The organism is Bacillus sp. CH_70, from assembly GCF_038007045.1.
Lineage (GTDB): Bacteria > Bacillota > Bacilli > Bacillales > Bacillaceae_G > Bacillus_A > Bacillus_A cereus.
The window spans coordinates 71,575-87,500 of the sequence record NZ_JBBOWL010000001.1 but is presented as its reverse complement, the minus strand read 5'-3'; the positions used below and the strand labels follow the sequence as shown (position 1 = coordinate 87,500).

Genomic DNA, 15,926 nt, shown 5'->3' with positions numbered 1-15,926 from the left:
CCTCTCAGGTCGGCTACGCATCGTTGCCTTGGTGAGCCGTTACCTCACCAACTAGCTAATGCGACGCGGGTCCATCCATAAGTGACAGCCGAAGCCGCCTTTCAATTTCGAACCATGCAGTTCAAAATGTTATCCGGTATTAGCCCCGGTTTCCCGGAGTTATCCCAGTCTTATGGGCAGGTTACCCACGTGTTACTCACCCGTCCGCCGCTAACTTCTTGAGAGCAAGCTCTCAATCCATTCGCTCGACTTGCATGTATTAGGCACGCCGCCAGCGTTCATCCTGAGCCAGGATCAAACTCTCCAATAAAGTTAGTTTGTCTAGCATCTAAAAATAAAAATTGACGTTTCACGTTGTTTGTTTCGTTCAGTTTTCAAAGAACTAATGGTGGAGCCTAGCGGGATCGAACCGCTGACCTCCTGCGTGCAAGGCAGGCGCTCTCCCAGCTGAGCTAAGGCCCCAAACAAGTATCGGGAAGACAGGATTTGAACCTGCGACCCCCTGGTCCCAAACCAGGTGCTCTACCAAGCTGAGCCACTTCCCGAAAGAAAACGCGCCCGAGAGGAGTCGAACCCCTAACCTCTTGATCCGTAGTCAAACGCTCTATCCAATTGAGCTACGGGCGCATATGGTGCCGAGGGCGGGGGTCGAACCCGCACGGTGGTCACCCACCGCAGGATTTTAAGTCCTGTGCGTCTGCCTGTTCCGCCACCCCGGCATGTCATATTGAAAATTGGAGCGGAAGACGGGATTCGAACCCGCGACCCCAACCTTGGCAAGGTTGTATTCTACCACTGAACTACTTCCGCAAGACATGTTTGAGATATTTTATTAAAAGTGCGGGTGAAGGGAGTCGAACCCCCACGCCAAAGGCGCTAGATCCTAAGTCTAGTGCGTCTGCCAATTCCGCCACACCCGCATATTTTATTAAAATGGTGAGCCATGAAGGATTCGAACCTTCGACCCTCTGATTAAAAGTCAGATGCTCTACCAACTGAGCTAATGGCTCTCAAAATTAAAACTGGTGCCGACTAGAGGACTTGAACCCCCAACCTACTGATTACAAGTCAGTTGCTCTACCAATTGAGCTAAGTCGGCTAAATGGTGGAGGATGACGGGATCGAACCGCCGACCCCCTGCTTGTAAGGCAGGTGCTCTCCCAGCTGAGCTAATCCTCCGTTTGCCTGGCAACGTCCTACTCTCACAGGGACAAGGTCCCAACTACCATCGGCGCTAGAGAGCTTAACTTCCGTGTTCGGTATGGGAACGGGTGTGACCTCTCTGCCATCATTACCAGACTGTATTCATTTAAGACAAGAATTATTGTAACTCATTTAACTTCTAAAGTCAACAAGTTTTTTATATTCTTTCAAAACTAGATAACATTGCTTCATATTATATGGTTAAGTCCTCGATCTATTAGTATTCGTCAGCTCCACATGTCACCATGCTTCCACCTCGAACCTATCAACCTGATCATCTTTCAGGGATCTTACTAGCTTACGCTATGGGAAATCTCATCTTGAGGGGGGCTTCATGCTTAGATGCTTTCAGCACTTATCCCTTCCGCACATAGCTACCCAGCTATGCCCTTGGCAGAACAACTGGTACACCAGCGGTGCGTCCATCCCGGTCCTCTCGTACTAAGGACAGCTCCTCTCAAATTTCCTACGCCCACGACGGATAGGGACCGAACTGTCTCACGACGTTCTGAACCCAGCTCGCGTACCGCTTTAATGGGCGAACAGCCCAACCCTTGGGACCGACTACAGCCCCAGGATGCGATGAGCCGACATCGAGGTGCCAAACCTCCCCGTCGATGTGGACTCTTGGGGGAGATAAGCCTGTTATCCCCGGGGTAGCTTTTATCCGTTGAGCGATGGCCCTTCCATGCGGAACCACCGGATCACTAAGCCCGACTTTCGTCCCTGCTCGACTTGTAGGTCTCGCAGTCAAGCTCCCTTATGCCTTTGCACTCTACGAATGATTTCCAACCATTCTGAGGGAACCTTTGGGCGCCTCCGTTACACTTTAGGAGGCGACCGCCCCAGTCAAACTGCCCACCTGACACTGTCTCCCGGGTCGATAAGACCCGTAGGTTAGAATTTCAATACAGTCAGGGCGGTATCCCACCAGCGCCTCCACCGAAGCTAGCGCTCCGGTTTCAATGGCTCCCGCCTATCCTGTACAAACTGTACCAAAATTCAATATCAGGCTACAGTAAAGCTCCACGGGGTCTTTCCGTCCTGTCGCGGGTAACCTGCATCTTCACAGGTACTATAATTTCACCGAGTCTCTGGTTGAGACAGTGCCCAAATCGTTACACCTTTCGTGCGGGTCGGAACTTACCCGACAAGGAATTTCGCTACCTTAGGACCGTTATAGTTACGGCCGCCGTTTACTGGGGCTTCAGTTCAGAGCTTCGCTTACGCTAACCCCTCTCCTTAACCTTCCAGCACCGGGCAGGTGTCACCCCCTATACTTCGCCTTACGGCTTCGCAGAGAGCTGTGTTTTTGCTAAACAGTCGCTTGGGCCTATTCACTGCGGCTTTCCGTTAAGAAAGCACCCCTTCTCCCGAAGTTACGGGGTCATTTTGCCGAGTTCCTTAACCAGAGTTCTCTCGCACACCTTAGGATTCTCTCCTCGCCTACCTGTGTCGGTTTGCGGTACAGGCACCTTTTATCTCGCTAGAAGCTTTTCTTGGCAGCGGGGAATCAAAGACTTCGCTCCATAAGGAGCTTCCCCATCACAGCTCAGCCTTCACGATAAGCGGATTTGCCTACTTATCAGCCTAACTGCTTGGACGTGCACAACCAATCGCACGCTTCTTCTATCCTTCTGCGTCCCTCCATTGCTCAAACGATAAAGAGGTGGTACAGGAATATCAACCTGTTGTCCATCGCCTACGCCTGTCGGCCTCGGCTTAGGTCCTGACTAACCCTGAGCGGACGAGCCTTCCTCAGGAAACCTTAGGCATTCGGTGGACGGGATTCTCACCCGTCTTTCGCTACTCATACCGGCATTCTCACTTCTAAGCGCTCCACCAGTCCTTCCGGTCTGACTTCACTGCACTTAGAACGCTCCCCTACCACTGATACCATTGGTATCAATTCGCAGCTTCGGTGGTGTATTTAGCCCCGGTACATTTTCGGCGCAGAGTCACTCGACTAGTGAGCTATTACGCACTCTTTAAATGGTGGCTGCTTCTAAGCCAACATCCTAGTTGTCTAAGCAACTCCACATCCTTTTCCACTTAATACACACTTTGGGACCTTAGCTGGCGATCTGGGCTGTTTCCCTCTTGACTACGGATCTTATCACTCGCAGTCTGACTCCTAAGGATAAGTCATTGGCATTCGGAGTTTGACTGAATTCGGTAATCCGATGAGGACCCCTAGTTCAATCAGTGCTCTACCTCCAAGACTCTTACACTTAAGGCTAGCCCTAAAGCTATTTCGGGGAGAACCAGCTATCTCCAGGTTCGATTGGAATTTCTCCGCTACCCACACCTCATCCCCGCACTTTTCAACGTGCGTGGGTTCGGGCCTCCATTCAGTGTTACCTGAACTTCACCCTGGACATGGGTAGATCACCTGGTTTCGGGTCTACGACCACGTACTAAACGCCCTATTCAGACTCGCTTTCGCTGCGGCTCCGCCTCTTCAGCTTAACCTTGCACGGGATCGTAACTCGCCGGTTCATTCTACAAAAGGCACGCCATCACCCATTAACGGGCTCTGACTATTTGTAGGCACACGGTTTCAGGATCTCTTTCACTCCCCTTCCGGGGTGCTTTTCACCTTTCCCTCACGGTACTGGTTCACTATCGATCACTAGGGAGTATTTAGCCTTGGGAGATGGTCCTCCCAGATTCCGACGGAATTTCACGTGTTCCGCCGTACTCAGGATACATTCAAGAGAGAACGAAGTTTCGACTACGGGGTTGTTACCCTCTACGACGGACCTTTCCAGGTCGCTTCGTCTACCTCGTTCCTTTGTAACTCCGTATAGAATGTCCTACAACCCCAAGAGGCAAGCCTCTTGGTTTGGGCTATGTTCCGTTTCGCTCGCCGCTACTCAGGAAATCGCATTTGCTTTCTCTTCCTCCAGGTACTTAGATGTTTCAGTTCCCTGGGTCTGTCTTCCATACCCTATGTATTCAGGTAAGGATACCATACCATTACGTATAGTGGGTTTCCCCATTCGGAAATCTTCGGATCAAAGCTTACTTACAGCTCCCCGAAGCATATCGGCGTTAGTCCCGTCCTTCATCGACTCCTAGTGTCAAGGCATCCACCGTGCGCCCTTTCTAACTTAACCAAACTAAAAATTAAAAAATATGAGCTACACTGTTATCTAGTTTTCAAAGAACATACATTTATATATGAGAGATAGTTCTCTCAAAACTGAACAAAACGAAACACGGAAACTTATATTGATGAACAGCGTTCATCAATTCTCCATAGAAAGGAGGTGATCCAGCCGCACCTTCCGATACGGCTACCTTGTTACGACTTCACCCCAATCATCTGTCCCACCTTAGGCGGCTGGCTCCAAAAAGGTTACCCCACCGACTTCGGGTGTTACAAACTCTCGTGGTGTGACGGGCGGTGTGTACAAGGCCCGGGAACGTATTCACCGCGGCATGCTGATCCGCGATTACTAGCGATTCCAGCTTCATGTAGGCGAGTTGCAGCCTACAATCCGAACTGAGAACGGTTTTATGAGATTAGCTCCACCTCGCGGTCTTGCAGCTCTTTGTACCGTCCATTGTAGCACGTGTGTAGCCCAGGTCATAAGGGGCATGATGATTTGACGTCATCCCCACCTTCCTCCGGTTTGTCACCGGCAGTCACCTTAGAGTGCCCAACTTAATGATGGCAACTAAGATCAAGGGTTGCGCTCGTTGCGGGACTTAACCCAACATCTCACGACACGAGCTGACGACAACCATGCACCACCTGTCACTCTGCTCCCGAAGGAGAAGCCCTATCTCTAGGGTTTTCAGAGGATGTCAAGACCTGGTAAGGTTCTTCGCGTTGCTTCGAATTAAACCACATGCTCCACCGCTTGTGCGGGCCCCCGTCAATTCCTTTGAGTTTCAGCCTTGCGGCCGTACTCCCCAGGCGGAGTGCTTAATGCGTTAACTTCAGCACTAAAGGGCGGAAACCCTCTAACACTTAGCACTCATCGTTTACGGCGTGGACTACCAGGGTATCTAATCCTGTTTGCTCCCCACGCTTTCGCGCCTCAGTGTCAGTTACAGACCAGAAAGTCGCCTTCGCCACTGGTGTTCCTCCATATCTCTACGCATTTCACCGCTACACATGGAATTCCACTTTCCTCTTCTGCACTCAAGTCTCCCAGTTTCCAATGACCCTCCACGGTTGAGCCGTGGGCTTTCACATCAGACTTAAGAAACCACCTGCGCGCGCTTTACGCCCAATAATTCCGGATAACGCTTGCCACCTACGTATTACCGCGGCTGCTGGCACGTAGTTAGCCGTGGCTTTCTGGTTAGGTACCGTCAAGGTGCCAGCTTATTCAACTAGCACTTGTTCTTCCCTAACAACAGAGTTTTACGACCCGAAAGCCTTCATCACTCACGCGGCGTTGCTCCGTCAGACTTTCGTCCATTGCGGAAGATTCCCTACTGCTGCCTCCCGTAGGAGTCTGGGCCGTGTCTCAGTCCCAGTGTGGCCGATCACCCTCTCAGGTCGGCTACGCATCGTTGCCTTGGTGAGCCGTTACCTCACCAACTAGCTAATGCGACGCGGGTCCATCCATAAGTGACAGCCGAAGCCGCCTTTCAATTTCGAACCATGCAGTTCAAAATGTTATCCGGTATTAGCCCCGGTTTCCCGGAGTTATCCCAGTCTTATGGGCAGGTTACCCACGTGTTACTCACCCGTCCGCCGCTAACTTCTTGAGAGCAAGCTCTCAATCCATTCGCTCGACTTGCATGTATTAGGCACGCCGCCAGCGTTCATCCTGAGCCAGGATCAAACTCTCCAATAAAGTTAGTTTGTCTAGCATCTAAAAATAAAAATTGACGTTTCACGTTGTTTGTTTCGTTCAGTTTTCAAAGAACTACGTTGTCGCTCACAAGCGACTTTATCAATATAACATTTTGTTATATTTTCGTCAACAACTTTTTTCAATAAGTTGTTTTTCGTTTGTTTTGCTTGTTACCTTTCGTGGCAACGGATATAAATATACCAGTTTAATTATTAAAATGCAATAGTTTTTCTAATAAAATTTTTAACTTAGTAAAAAAGTATAAAAACAGCACATTTCTTCTATATAAATATAATTTCTCGCACCATCAAGATCTATTATACCCACGCAACTCATACTCAAATAAAAAAAGCTTTGGAGAAATCTCCAAAGCTTAGTCTTGTTTATGACGCATAGCAGGGAATAATAATACATCACGAATAGATGGTGCATTTGTTAATAACATAACTAGACGATCAATACCGATTCCTAATCCACCCGTAGGAGGCATACCGTACTCAAGAGCTTCGATATAATCATCATCCATCATGTGAGCTTCGTCATTACCTTGCTCACGCTCTTTTAATTGAGCTTCAAAACGTTCTTTTTGATCAATTGGATCGTTTAACTCAGTGAATGCATTTGCATGTTCACGTGCAACGATAAATAACTCAAAACGATCTGTGAATCGTGGATCTTCGTCATTCTTTTTCGCAAGTGGCGAAATTTCTACCGGATGACCGTAAATAAATGTTGGTTGAATTAATTTATCTTCTACTTTTTGCTCGAAGAACTCATTAATGATATGACCAACTTCCATTGTATCCTTAATTTCTACATTATGTTCTTTTGCAAGCTCACGCGCTTCTTCTACACTCATCGGAGTCCAGAAATCCGCTCCAGAGTGTTGCTTAATTGCATCTACCATATGAAGACGTGTCCATTCTGGTTCTAGATTAATTTCATAATCACCATATTGGATCGTTGTTGTACCCAATACTTTTTTCGCAATATGAGCAACCATATTTTCTGTTAGTTTCATAATATCATTATAATCAGCGTACGCTTCATATAATTCAATCATCGTAAACTCAGGATTATGACGAGTTGATACACCCTCATTACGGAATACACGGCCGATCTCATAAACTTTTTCTAATCCGCCCACAATAAGACGTTTTAAATGAAGTTCAATTGCGATACGCATATATAATTCCATATCTAACGCATTATGATGCGTAGTGAAAGGACGAGCAGATGCTCCACCCGCAATCGCGTGCATCATAGGCGTTTCTACTTCAAGATAACCGTTGTCATCTAAATATCTTCTCATTTCACGAATGATTTTACTACGAGTAACAAATGTTTCACGACTTTCCATACTTGTAATTAAGTCTAAGTAACGTTGACGGTATCTTTGTTCAACATCTTTTAATCCATGGTATTTATCCGGCAATGGACGAAGAGATTTCGTTAAAAGCGTAAATCCTGTTGCTTTTACTGAAAGTTCTCCAACGTTTGTTTTGAACACTTTACCTTCAATACCTACTAAGTCACCTAAATCTGCTGTCGTAAATAACTCGTACTCTTCATCTCCAACAGTATCTTTACGAACGTAAATTTGAACTTGTCCGTGTAAATCTTGAATGTGTGCGAATCCAGCTTTTCCTTTACCGCGTTTTGTCATAATACGACCAGCGATAGAAACCGTGATTTCCTTCTCTTCTAATTCTTCTTTAGAGAATTCTCCATATAGACTTACTAAGTCGGTTGTTGAATTTGTGCGTTCAAATCGTTTACCGAACGGATCGATTCCTTGCTCACGTAAATTATGTAGCTTTTCACGACGAACAAGCAATTGGTCGTTTAATTCTTCGTGGTTCATGTTATCCATGATATTGATATCACTCCAGCTCTATTAATTTTTACAATATATACAGTATAGCATTTTCTACTCAACTAGAAAAACTGCCAGCAACTAACTGGCAGTTCTTCTTTCTTTCACGTAATTATAGGAAGTGTGTAGAAGAATGTCAATCTTCTCCGTCCTCCTTATTAACCAACGTAAATTGTTTGTTGTTTCGCCTCTACTTCTTCTACAAATGCACCTAATACATTCGCAAGGTCTTCACGCGTGTTGCAAGTATTGATACCATTACGCACACTCGCATTACCACGAACACCTTTTAAATACCAAGCCGCATGCTTTCTCATCTCTCTTACAGCAACATTTTCGTTCTTTAAATCGATAAGACGATCTAGATGCAACATACATACATCAATTTTCTCACGGACTGTTGGTTCCGGCATTAATTCACCTGTCTCTAAATACTTTACCGTACGATAAATCATCCATGGATCCCCAAGAGCTGCACGACCAATCATAACACCATCTACACCAATCTCATCAAGCATACGCTTCGCATCTTGCGGTGTTTCGACATCACCATTTCCGATAACCGGGATATTCACAGCTTGCTTTACTTGTTTAATGATATCCCAATCTGCTTTCCCTTCATACATTTGCACTCGCGTACGTCCGTGAACCGCCACAGCTTGTCCGCCAGCACGCTCAACAGCTCTAGCATTTTCTATTGCGAAAATATGTTCTTCATCCCAACCGATACGCATTTTAACCGTAACCGGCTTTTCAACAGCATCTACAACCGCTGCTACCATTTCGTATATTTTATTTGGATCTAGAAGCCACCTTGCCCCCGCATCACATTTAACGATTTTCGGTACTGGGCAACCCATATTAATATCAATAATGTCTGCTGTCGTATATTTATCTACGTATTTCGCAGCATCTACAAGCGTTTCTTTCTCTCCACCGAAAATTTGTAAACTTAATGGTTTTTCTCTCTCATCAATATATAACATATCTAATGTTCTTTTGTTATTCAGTAATATTGCCTTATCACTTACCATTTCAGCACAAACTAAACCTGCACCAAATTCTTTAACTGTTAAACGGAATGCAGAGTTACACACTCCCGCCATCGGTGCTAATACAACCGGATTTTTCATCTCAATATTTGCAATCTTTAACAATCAACCTACTCCTTCCTGCACAGTCACTTTGGCATTAATTCATCTATCGAAACATTTAACGCCTTAGCAACTTCTACTACAAAATCTTGAGAAGGCGATCGATTCCCTCTCTCAACTTCACCTAAAACAGATACTGATACCCCTAATTCTTTAGCAAAACCTTCTTGCGTGTAGCCTTTTAGCTTTCGAAAAGCACGAATGCGTCTTCCCCATTTTTCTGCTTCCATACCGTTACTCCCTCTCGCCTTTTCATTTCTTCTACTTGTGAACGTGAAATGTTTTGTTTTATATCTTGATTAATCTCTAACAACGGAACGATAACAAAAGCTCTTTCGAACATCCGCGGATGCGGAACAATAAGATTCTCTGCTTCAATATTCTCTTGATTATAAAGTAAAATGTCAAGGTCGATAGTCCTCGGCCCCCACCTAATTTCCCTTTTTCTTCCTAGGTCATTTTCTACTTTTTGTGTTACTTTCAATAATTCTTGCGGTGATAAATTGGTAGAAATTTTTATAACTAAATTTAAAAAACAACTTTGGTCAGTATAGCCAACTGGATCAGTTTCATACACTGACGAAACATCATCAACTTGAATATACGGACTTTTATTTAAAAACTGAATGGCTTCAGTTAAATACGTATAACGCTCTCCAATATTTGACCCTAATGCAATGTACGCTATATTATTCATGGACGTTCTCTCGTAATTTCTACTGCTACAGCGCGATAATGGCCCGGTATCGGCGGATCTGGTTTAATCACCTTAATTGTACACCGTGAAATACTTTTATATTGCTTTAATATATCTGCAGCAATATTTTCAGCGATACTCTCCACAAGCTTATACTTTCTATCCTCAACAACTTTTCTACATAATTCGAAAAGCTCTCCATAATTGACCGAATGCTCTAAGTCATCACTTTCCCCTGCACGCTTTAAATCCAACTCCACCGTTAAGTCAACTTTAAATCTCTGACCTAATCTATTCTCCTCTGGAAACACACCATGATAACCATAAAATTCCATATCATGGATATAAATTTTATCCAATTACCTTACCCCCTTACCAATCATCGCATCCATCATTTTAGCCATACGCGCCATTTCTTTCACATCATGGACACGAACAAACTCACAACCCTTTTCAATACCAAGACAAACAGTAGCTCCCGTTCCCTCAAGGCGTTCCTCTACTGGCAAATCTAATACGTTCCCAATAAAGGACTTTCTCGAAGTACCTAAGAGAACCGGATAACCTAGCACATTTAACTGTTCTAAATTACGCATCGCCTCTAAGTTCTGCTCCGGTGTTTTAGCAAAACCGATACCTGGATCTAAAATAATATTCTCATCTCGCACACCAGCATTTTTAGCAATTTTAATACTGTCATACAAATCAGCAATCATATCCGCCATTAAATTACGATAATTCATATTATCACGGTTATGCATTAAAATGATGGGTACATCATAATGGGCTGCGATTTCAGCAATTTTCGGCTCCGCCTTCGCCCCCCAAATATCATTAATAATATGAGCACCAGCCTCAATTGCTTGCTTTGCAACTTCAGCTTTATATGTATCGATAGATATAGGTAATTTTACTTCTTTTGAAACTGCTTGAATCATCGGGACGACTCGCTTTATTTCTTCTTCTACTGATACTTTAGCAAAACCTGGGCGAGTAGATTCGCCACCAATATCAATAATATGAGCACCTTCACCTTGCATTTCTTTTGCGTGACGTACCGCAGCATCTACCTCGTTGTAACTCCCACCATCAGAAAACGAATCTGGTGTTACATTTAAAATCCCCATAATTAATGTCTTTTCATTTAAATTCAATGTATATTCGCCGCAGCGTAAATCATAATCCCACTTCAAACTACACATCTCCTCTTCGTAATTCATTTCTGCTCCATAATTTCTCTCTTTGCATTCCATAAAGGTACATTAAACTTTTTGTAACCACTCCTACTTTACCCGGGAAATCCTGCGCTTCTATACGATAAAGCGGAACAATTTCTTGAATGGAGTTTGTTACGAAGACTTCATCCGCTGAAAGTAGCTCATCTTTTGTAAAGAAACCTTCCTTTACTTCTATATTTAATTCTTCAGCACTCTTTATAATAAACGCACGAGTGATACCATTTAAAATACCTGTCTCTAACGAAGGTGTATATAAAACATCACCTTTCACAAAAAATAGATTCGAAACAATACCCTCTGCAACATAACCTGCTTCAGTAAGGAAAATACCTTCCTTGCTCACAACATTTCCAATTTCACGCTTACCTAAAATATTATTTAAATAGTGATGAGACTTCAGGCGAAATGTCCCTTCCGGTGTATTTCGCACTTGTTTTAAAATAACACCTTCTTTTTCTACTACATCTCCTGGAGCTGTTAAAGGTTTTATAAAAACAATAACCGAAGGCTCTTCGTATATTTCCGTTTGTAATCCTATTTCATCTATACCCGCCGATACATTAAAACGTACATATGCATGCTTCAATTCATTCTTAGCGAGTAAATCTTTCAAAATAAGCATCACATCATTTTTTGTCATTGTCCATTTAATTTGCAATGTATCCAGCGCCTCTATTAAACGGTCATAATGATCATCCAATAAGAAAGGATGACCATTATAAATACGAAACGTTTCAAAAACTCCAAGACCATATAAATAACCATGATCATAAGGAGAAATTCTCGCTTCACTTGCTTCTACATACTGACCATTTACGTAAATTAACATAATGTCGCACTTGGACTGTATTTACGAATGAAATTCTGCAATAACTCTTTCCCATGAGAAGTCATAATAGATTCCGGATGGAATTGCACACCCTCTATCGGCAATGTCTTATGACGAAGCGCCATAATTTCCCCTTCCTCCGTGCAAGATGTTACCTCTAAGCAATCTGGTAACGTCTCTTTCTTAACAATAAGGGAATGATAGCGCGTCGCAGTAAACGGATTAGGAATATCCGAAAAAATCGTCTTTCCATCATGATGCATAAGCGAAGTTTTCCCATGCATTAATCGCTCTGCACGAACAACCTCTCCACCAAACACTTGTGCAATAGATTGATGCCCTAAACAAACTCCAAAAATCGGAATCTTCCCCGCGAAGTATTTAATAACTTCCATACTAATCCCCGCTTCATTAGGACTACATGGACCTGGAGAAATCATTAGAAAATCTGGTTTCATATTCTCGATATCTGAAATCGTCACTTCATCGTTACGTTTAACAACGAGCTCTTGTCCAAGTTCTCCAAGAAACTGCACTAAATTAAATGTAAAAGAATCATAATTATCAATCATTAATATCATTTCTCTCACCTAACCGTTTCTTCGCTACGTTCTTTTGCACGCCATAAAGCAATCGCCTTTTTTAACGACTCTTTATATTCATTTTCTGGATTTGAATCAATTACAATTCCCGCCCCCGCTTGTACATGAGCTTTTCCATCTTTAGCAAGAAGTGTTCTAATTACAATATTCAATTCTGTATCTCCAGAATAACCAATCCAACCGATTGAACCTGTATAAATCCCTCGGCGAACAGGTTCTAATTCCTCAATAATTTCCATTGTACGTATTTTCGGGGCACCAGTAATTGTTCCACCAGGGAATACAGCCTTCACTAAATCAAAAGCATCTTTATCTTCTTCCACCTCACCACGCACATTAGAAACAATATGCATAACATGTGAGTATTTCTCAATTACCATAAATTCATCTACTTCTACAGTGCCATATTTACAAACACGCCCTAAATCATTTCTTTCTAAATCCACAAGCATTACATGCTCTGCTCTTTCTTTTTCGTTCTCAATTAATTCTCTTGCTAATTCTTCATCCTCTTGCTCATCCGCGCCTCTAGATCTCGTTCCAGCAATTGGTCTTGTACTTACTTCAGTTCCTTGTTTCTTAATTAACAACTCTGGCGATCCACTAACAATTTGAAAATCCCCAAGCTCCAGATAACCCATATATGGAGATGGATTAATTTCACGAAGACTTGTATAAATTTCTAGTGGATGCGTTTGTAAAGTTCTTTCTTGTCTCGTCGACAAGTTTACTTGGAACACATCACCCGCCCCAATATATTCTTGAATACATTCAACTGCCTTCATAAAGCTTGCTTCAGTAAAAGCAACTGCTTCACTTTTCTTTTCAGGACTTTCAAAAGGCACGGTCACTTCAGGCGCTTCTTTCGCCCAAAGACTCTTCCACTCATTTAACCGTTCTTTCGCCTCTTCATATTTATCTACATAATGCGTAATAACCCATAACACTTGTTCTTTTTGATCATAGACAAATACGTCATCAAATAATAAAAAGAAGATGTCAGGTATATTAATATCATCTTCCGCAAGAGAAGGCAGCTTTTCAATATAACGGATACAGTCATAACTGAAATAGCCAATTGCACCACCTTGAAAAGGCGGGTACTCTGGATTGTAGTCTGTTTTCCATTTCTCCATATATTCTTGCATTAAATCTAATGGATTCCCTCTTTTTATTGTTTCCTTACCGCTTTCACTTATATGTAACTTTTCACCCTTCCCTTGGATTACCGCTACCGGGTTTAAACCCACTATGTTATAACGACCGCCACGTCCACTTTCCAGCAAAATATGTTGCGGCTTATCCTGAGAAAGAAATTTATATTGCTTAAAGAAATCTAACTGATATGGAATAGAAAGCGCTAAAGATTTTCTTCGTTGCATATCAACACCCCGTCTTCTTTTATCCCACCCTCTTAGATGAACCAGCTCCAACTACATAAGTTATTTATATAGAGATTGATTATACTCGAAGGCTAGTGAAAATAATTTAATTATACTACCTCTTATTTTACATGAAGTTTTCTAGTCATTCACTCTTTTCCTATTTCCAATCCAAAAAGAAAAAGCATCCTTTTTCAAGGATGCTTTTTCAATCGCATTTAATTATGATTCAAATTGATAAAGTGGTGTACTTAAATAACGTTCACCGTTACTCGGGATAATAACAAGTACCTTTTTCCCTTTACCTAACTTTTTCGCAACTTCTGTTGCTGCATAAATAACTGCGCCTGAAGAGATACCAACTAAAATACCTTCCTCTTTAGCCACTCTTCTCGCATATTCAAATGCTTGCTCTGTTTTCACTTGAATAATTTCATCATATACTTCTACATCCAACGTCTCCGGAACAAATCCCGCCCCAATTCCTTGGATTTTATGTGGACCTGGTTTCCCACCAGATAATACTGGTGAATCTGCAGGTTCTACTGCATAAATTTTAATATCTTTATACGCTTCCTTCAGCACTTCACCAGCACCAGTAATCGTTCCACCTGTACCAATACCTGCAATAAACGCATCTAATTGTTCGCCCATTTGTTCAATAATTTCTGGACCTGTTGTTAAACGGTGAATTTCTGGATTTGATTGGTTTTTGAACTGTTGTGGTATAAAGTAGCCATGCTCTTTCGCTAATTCAGTCGCTTTACGAATTGCTCCACCCATCCCTTCAGGACCTGGAGTCAATACTAATTCAGCACCGTAAGCACGTAATAAATTACGACGCTCAATACTCATTGTTTCTGGCATTACTAAAATTGCATTATATCCTTTAGCAGCCGCTACCATCGCTAAACCAATCCCTGTGTTACCACTTGTTGGCTCAATGATTGTATCGCCCTCTTTTAACAATCCCTTTTTTTCAGCATCTTCAATCATAGCTAGTGCAATACGATCTTTAACGCTACTCCCTGGATTCATAAATTCTAGTTTTAAGTATATATCTGCGCTGTCTGATTCTACGATGCGGTTCAACTTAACGATCGGCGTTTTCCCGATTAATTCTGAAACTGATTGTGCCACTCGCATTCCTGTCACTCCTAACACCGAGTATTTTTATTGGTTTTATCTATATTTAGATTTTGTCAGAAAATTCCCTGTTTGTCAATCTATTCGGAGGGTTAATCCCCTTATTACAAATTCTCAATTAAATTTGTAATATCTTCTTTAGAGAACTTGTATCGTTCATTACAGAAATGACAATGAACTTCTGTTTCTTCTTCTTCTTCACGAATTTGCTCTAACTCTGTTTTACCTAAACTAATCAACACACTCTCAATACGTTCACGTGAGCACGTACAATTAAATTGAACATCCATTGTTTCTAATACTTTTACTTTATCTTCTCCAAGGACTGCATATAGTAGCTCTTCTGGAGAAAGACCTTGTTCGATCAATGTTGATACAGGCGGGATTTTTTGCAAACGATCTTCAATGAATGAAATTGTTTCTTCCTGTGCGCCCGGCATAATTTGAAGGATAAATCCACCCGCCGCTAATACGCTGTCATCTCCATTTACAAGTACACCCACACCAACAGAAGAAGGCGTCTGCTCAGAAACTGCGAAATAATACGTGAAATCTTCCCCTAGTTCTCCCGAAACGATTGGAGATTGACCGATAAACGGCTCACGCATACCAATATCTTTAATTACTGTTACAAACCCTTCTGTACCTACCGCTTGATATACACGTAATTTCCCTTGTTCCGTTCCTTCAAAATCAACATGTGGATTCGTTACGTAGCCACGTACATCTCCATTTGCATGAGCATCTACTAAGATAGGGCCAATCGGACCATTACCTTCTACCTTAATCGTTAACTTTTGATCACCTTTTAACATCGCACCCATCATTGTACCTGCAGTTAAAGAACGACCAAGTGCCGCCGAAGCTGTTCTCCATGTATCATGACGTCTTTGTGCCTCACTTACTGTATTCGTTGTACGTACACTATACGCACGTACTTCTCCATCAAACGCTAACGCTTTTACTAAATAATCTTTCATAC

11 protein-coding genes, 9 tRNA genes and 4 rRNA genes (1 of these 24 running past the window's edge) are annotated in these 15,926 nt (G+C 42.7%); all 24 read right to left on the bottom strand.

The genetic code is table 11. The features are described 5' to 3' along the window. Positions 1–310 (bottom strand): 16S ribosomal RNA (locus tag N2V79_RS00475) (it extends 1,242 nt beyond the left edge of the window). A gap of 76 nt (positions 311–386) precedes the next feature. Next, positions 387–462: transfer RNA gene (locus tag N2V79_RS00470), tRNA-Ala, on the bottom strand. Positions 463–471: 9 nt separating this feature from the next. Next, positions 472–545 (bottom strand) — tRNA-Pro (locus N2V79_RS00465). A gap of 8 nt (positions 546–553) precedes the next feature. Further along, a tRNA-Arg gene (locus N2V79_RS00460) sits at positions 554–627 on the bottom strand. Positions 628–630: 3 nt separating this feature from the next. Next, positions 631–719, bottom strand: a tRNA-Leu gene (locus N2V79_RS00455). A 16-nt stretch (positions 720–735) separates the two neighbouring features. Next, positions 736–810, bottom strand: a tRNA-Gly gene (locus N2V79_RS00450). Between the two features lie 29 nt (positions 811–839). Beyond that, a tRNA-Leu gene (locus N2V79_RS00445) sits at positions 840–920 on the bottom strand. A 14-nt stretch (positions 921–934) separates the two neighbouring features. After that, a tRNA-Lys gene (locus N2V79_RS00440) sits at positions 935–1,010 on the bottom strand. A 13-nt stretch (positions 1,011–1,023) separates the two neighbouring features. Continuing rightward, positions 1,024–1,099: transfer RNA gene (locus tag N2V79_RS00435), tRNA-Thr, on the bottom strand. Positions 1,100–1,103: 4 nt separating this feature from the next. Beyond that, positions 1,104–1,179: transfer RNA gene (locus N2V79_RS00430), tRNA-Val, on the bottom strand. Between the two features lie 4 nt (positions 1,180–1,183). Then, positions 1,184–1,299, bottom strand: a 5S ribosomal RNA gene (rrf, locus tag N2V79_RS00425). Positions 1,300–1,400: 101 nt separating this feature from the next. Continuing rightward, positions 1,401–4,322: ribosomal RNA gene (locus N2V79_RS00420) — 23S ribosomal RNA — on the bottom strand. Between the two features lie 146 nt (positions 4,323–4,468). Continuing rightward, positions 4,469–6,020 (bottom strand): 16S ribosomal RNA (locus N2V79_RS00415). The 16S, 23S and 5S rRNA genes sit together here with 9 tRNA genes alongside, the layout of an rRNA operon. 373 nt (positions 6,021–6,393) lie before the next feature. Beyond that, complete coding sequence (gene lysS / locus N2V79_RS00410; RefSeq protein WP_000369686.1) at positions 6,394–7,893, bottom strand: lysine--tRNA ligase; 1,500 nt, start codon at positions 7,891–7,893, stop codon at positions 6,394–6,396. Between the two features lie 161 nt (positions 7,894–8,054). Continuing rightward, entirely contained in the window at positions 8,055–9,053 is a 999-nt protein-coding gene (gene dusB / locus N2V79_RS00405; protein ID WP_000912249.1) for a tRNA dihydrouridine synthase DusB, read from the bottom strand. A 23-nt stretch (positions 9,054–9,076) separates the two neighbouring features. After that, on the bottom strand, positions 9,077–9,280 hold the full coding sequence (locus N2V79_RS00400; RefSeq protein WP_000387030.1) for a helix-turn-helix domain-containing protein: 204 nt from the start codon (positions 9,278–9,280) through the stop codon (positions 9,077–9,079). Next, positions 9,232–9,747 (bottom strand): 2-amino-4-hydroxy-6-hydroxymethyldihydropteridine diphosphokinase, encoded by a 516-nt coding sequence (gene folK / locus N2V79_RS00395; RefSeq protein WP_001059456.1) that lies wholly within the window; start codon positions 9,745–9,747, stop codon positions 9,232–9,234. The genes N2V79_RS00400 and folK overlap by 49 nt, the downstream gene beginning before the upstream one ends. Then, a complete protein-coding gene (gene folB, locus N2V79_RS00390; protein ID WP_000358070.1) occupies positions 9,744–10,106 on the bottom strand; it encodes a dihydroneopterin aldolase in 363 nt (120 codons plus the stop codon). The genes folK and folB overlap by 4 nt, the downstream gene beginning before the upstream one ends. Next, a complete protein-coding gene (gene folP, locus N2V79_RS00385; RefSeq protein ID WP_340719517.1) occupies positions 10,107–10,967 on the bottom strand; it encodes a dihydropteroate synthase in 861 nt (286 codons plus the stop codon). Continuing rightward, complete coding sequence (gene pabC / locus N2V79_RS00380; RefSeq protein ID WP_016513295.1) at positions 10,942–11,814, bottom strand: aminodeoxychorismate lyase; 873 nt, start codon at positions 11,812–11,814, stop codon at positions 10,942–10,944. The genes folP and pabC overlap by 26 nt, the downstream gene beginning before the upstream one ends. After that, a complete protein-coding gene (gene pabA, locus N2V79_RS00375; protein WP_088022620.1) occupies positions 11,808–12,395 on the bottom strand; it encodes an aminodeoxychorismate/anthranilate synthase component II in 588 nt (195 codons plus the stop codon). The genes pabC and pabA overlap by 7 nt, the downstream gene beginning before the upstream one ends. Positions 12,396–12,400: 5 nt before the next feature. Then, complete coding sequence (gene pabB, locus N2V79_RS00370; RefSeq protein WP_088022617.1) at positions 12,401–13,798, bottom strand: aminodeoxychorismate synthase component I; 1,398 nt, start codon at positions 13,796–13,798, stop codon at positions 12,401–12,403. A 222-nt stretch (positions 13,799–14,020) separates the two neighbouring features. After that, the gene (cysK, locus tag N2V79_RS00365; protein ID WP_088022615.1) at positions 14,021–14,944 is read right to left on the bottom strand and encodes a cysteine synthase A; all 924 of its coding nucleotides are present in this window, start codon (positions 14,942–14,944) and stop codon (positions 14,021–14,023) included. 104 nt (positions 14,945–15,048) lie between these two features. Further along, entirely contained in the window at positions 15,049–15,924 is an 876-nt protein-coding gene (gene hslO / locus N2V79_RS00360; protein WP_000656367.1) for a redox-regulated molecular chaperone HslO, read from the bottom strand. Between the last annotated feature and the right edge of the window lie 2 nt (positions 15,925–15,926).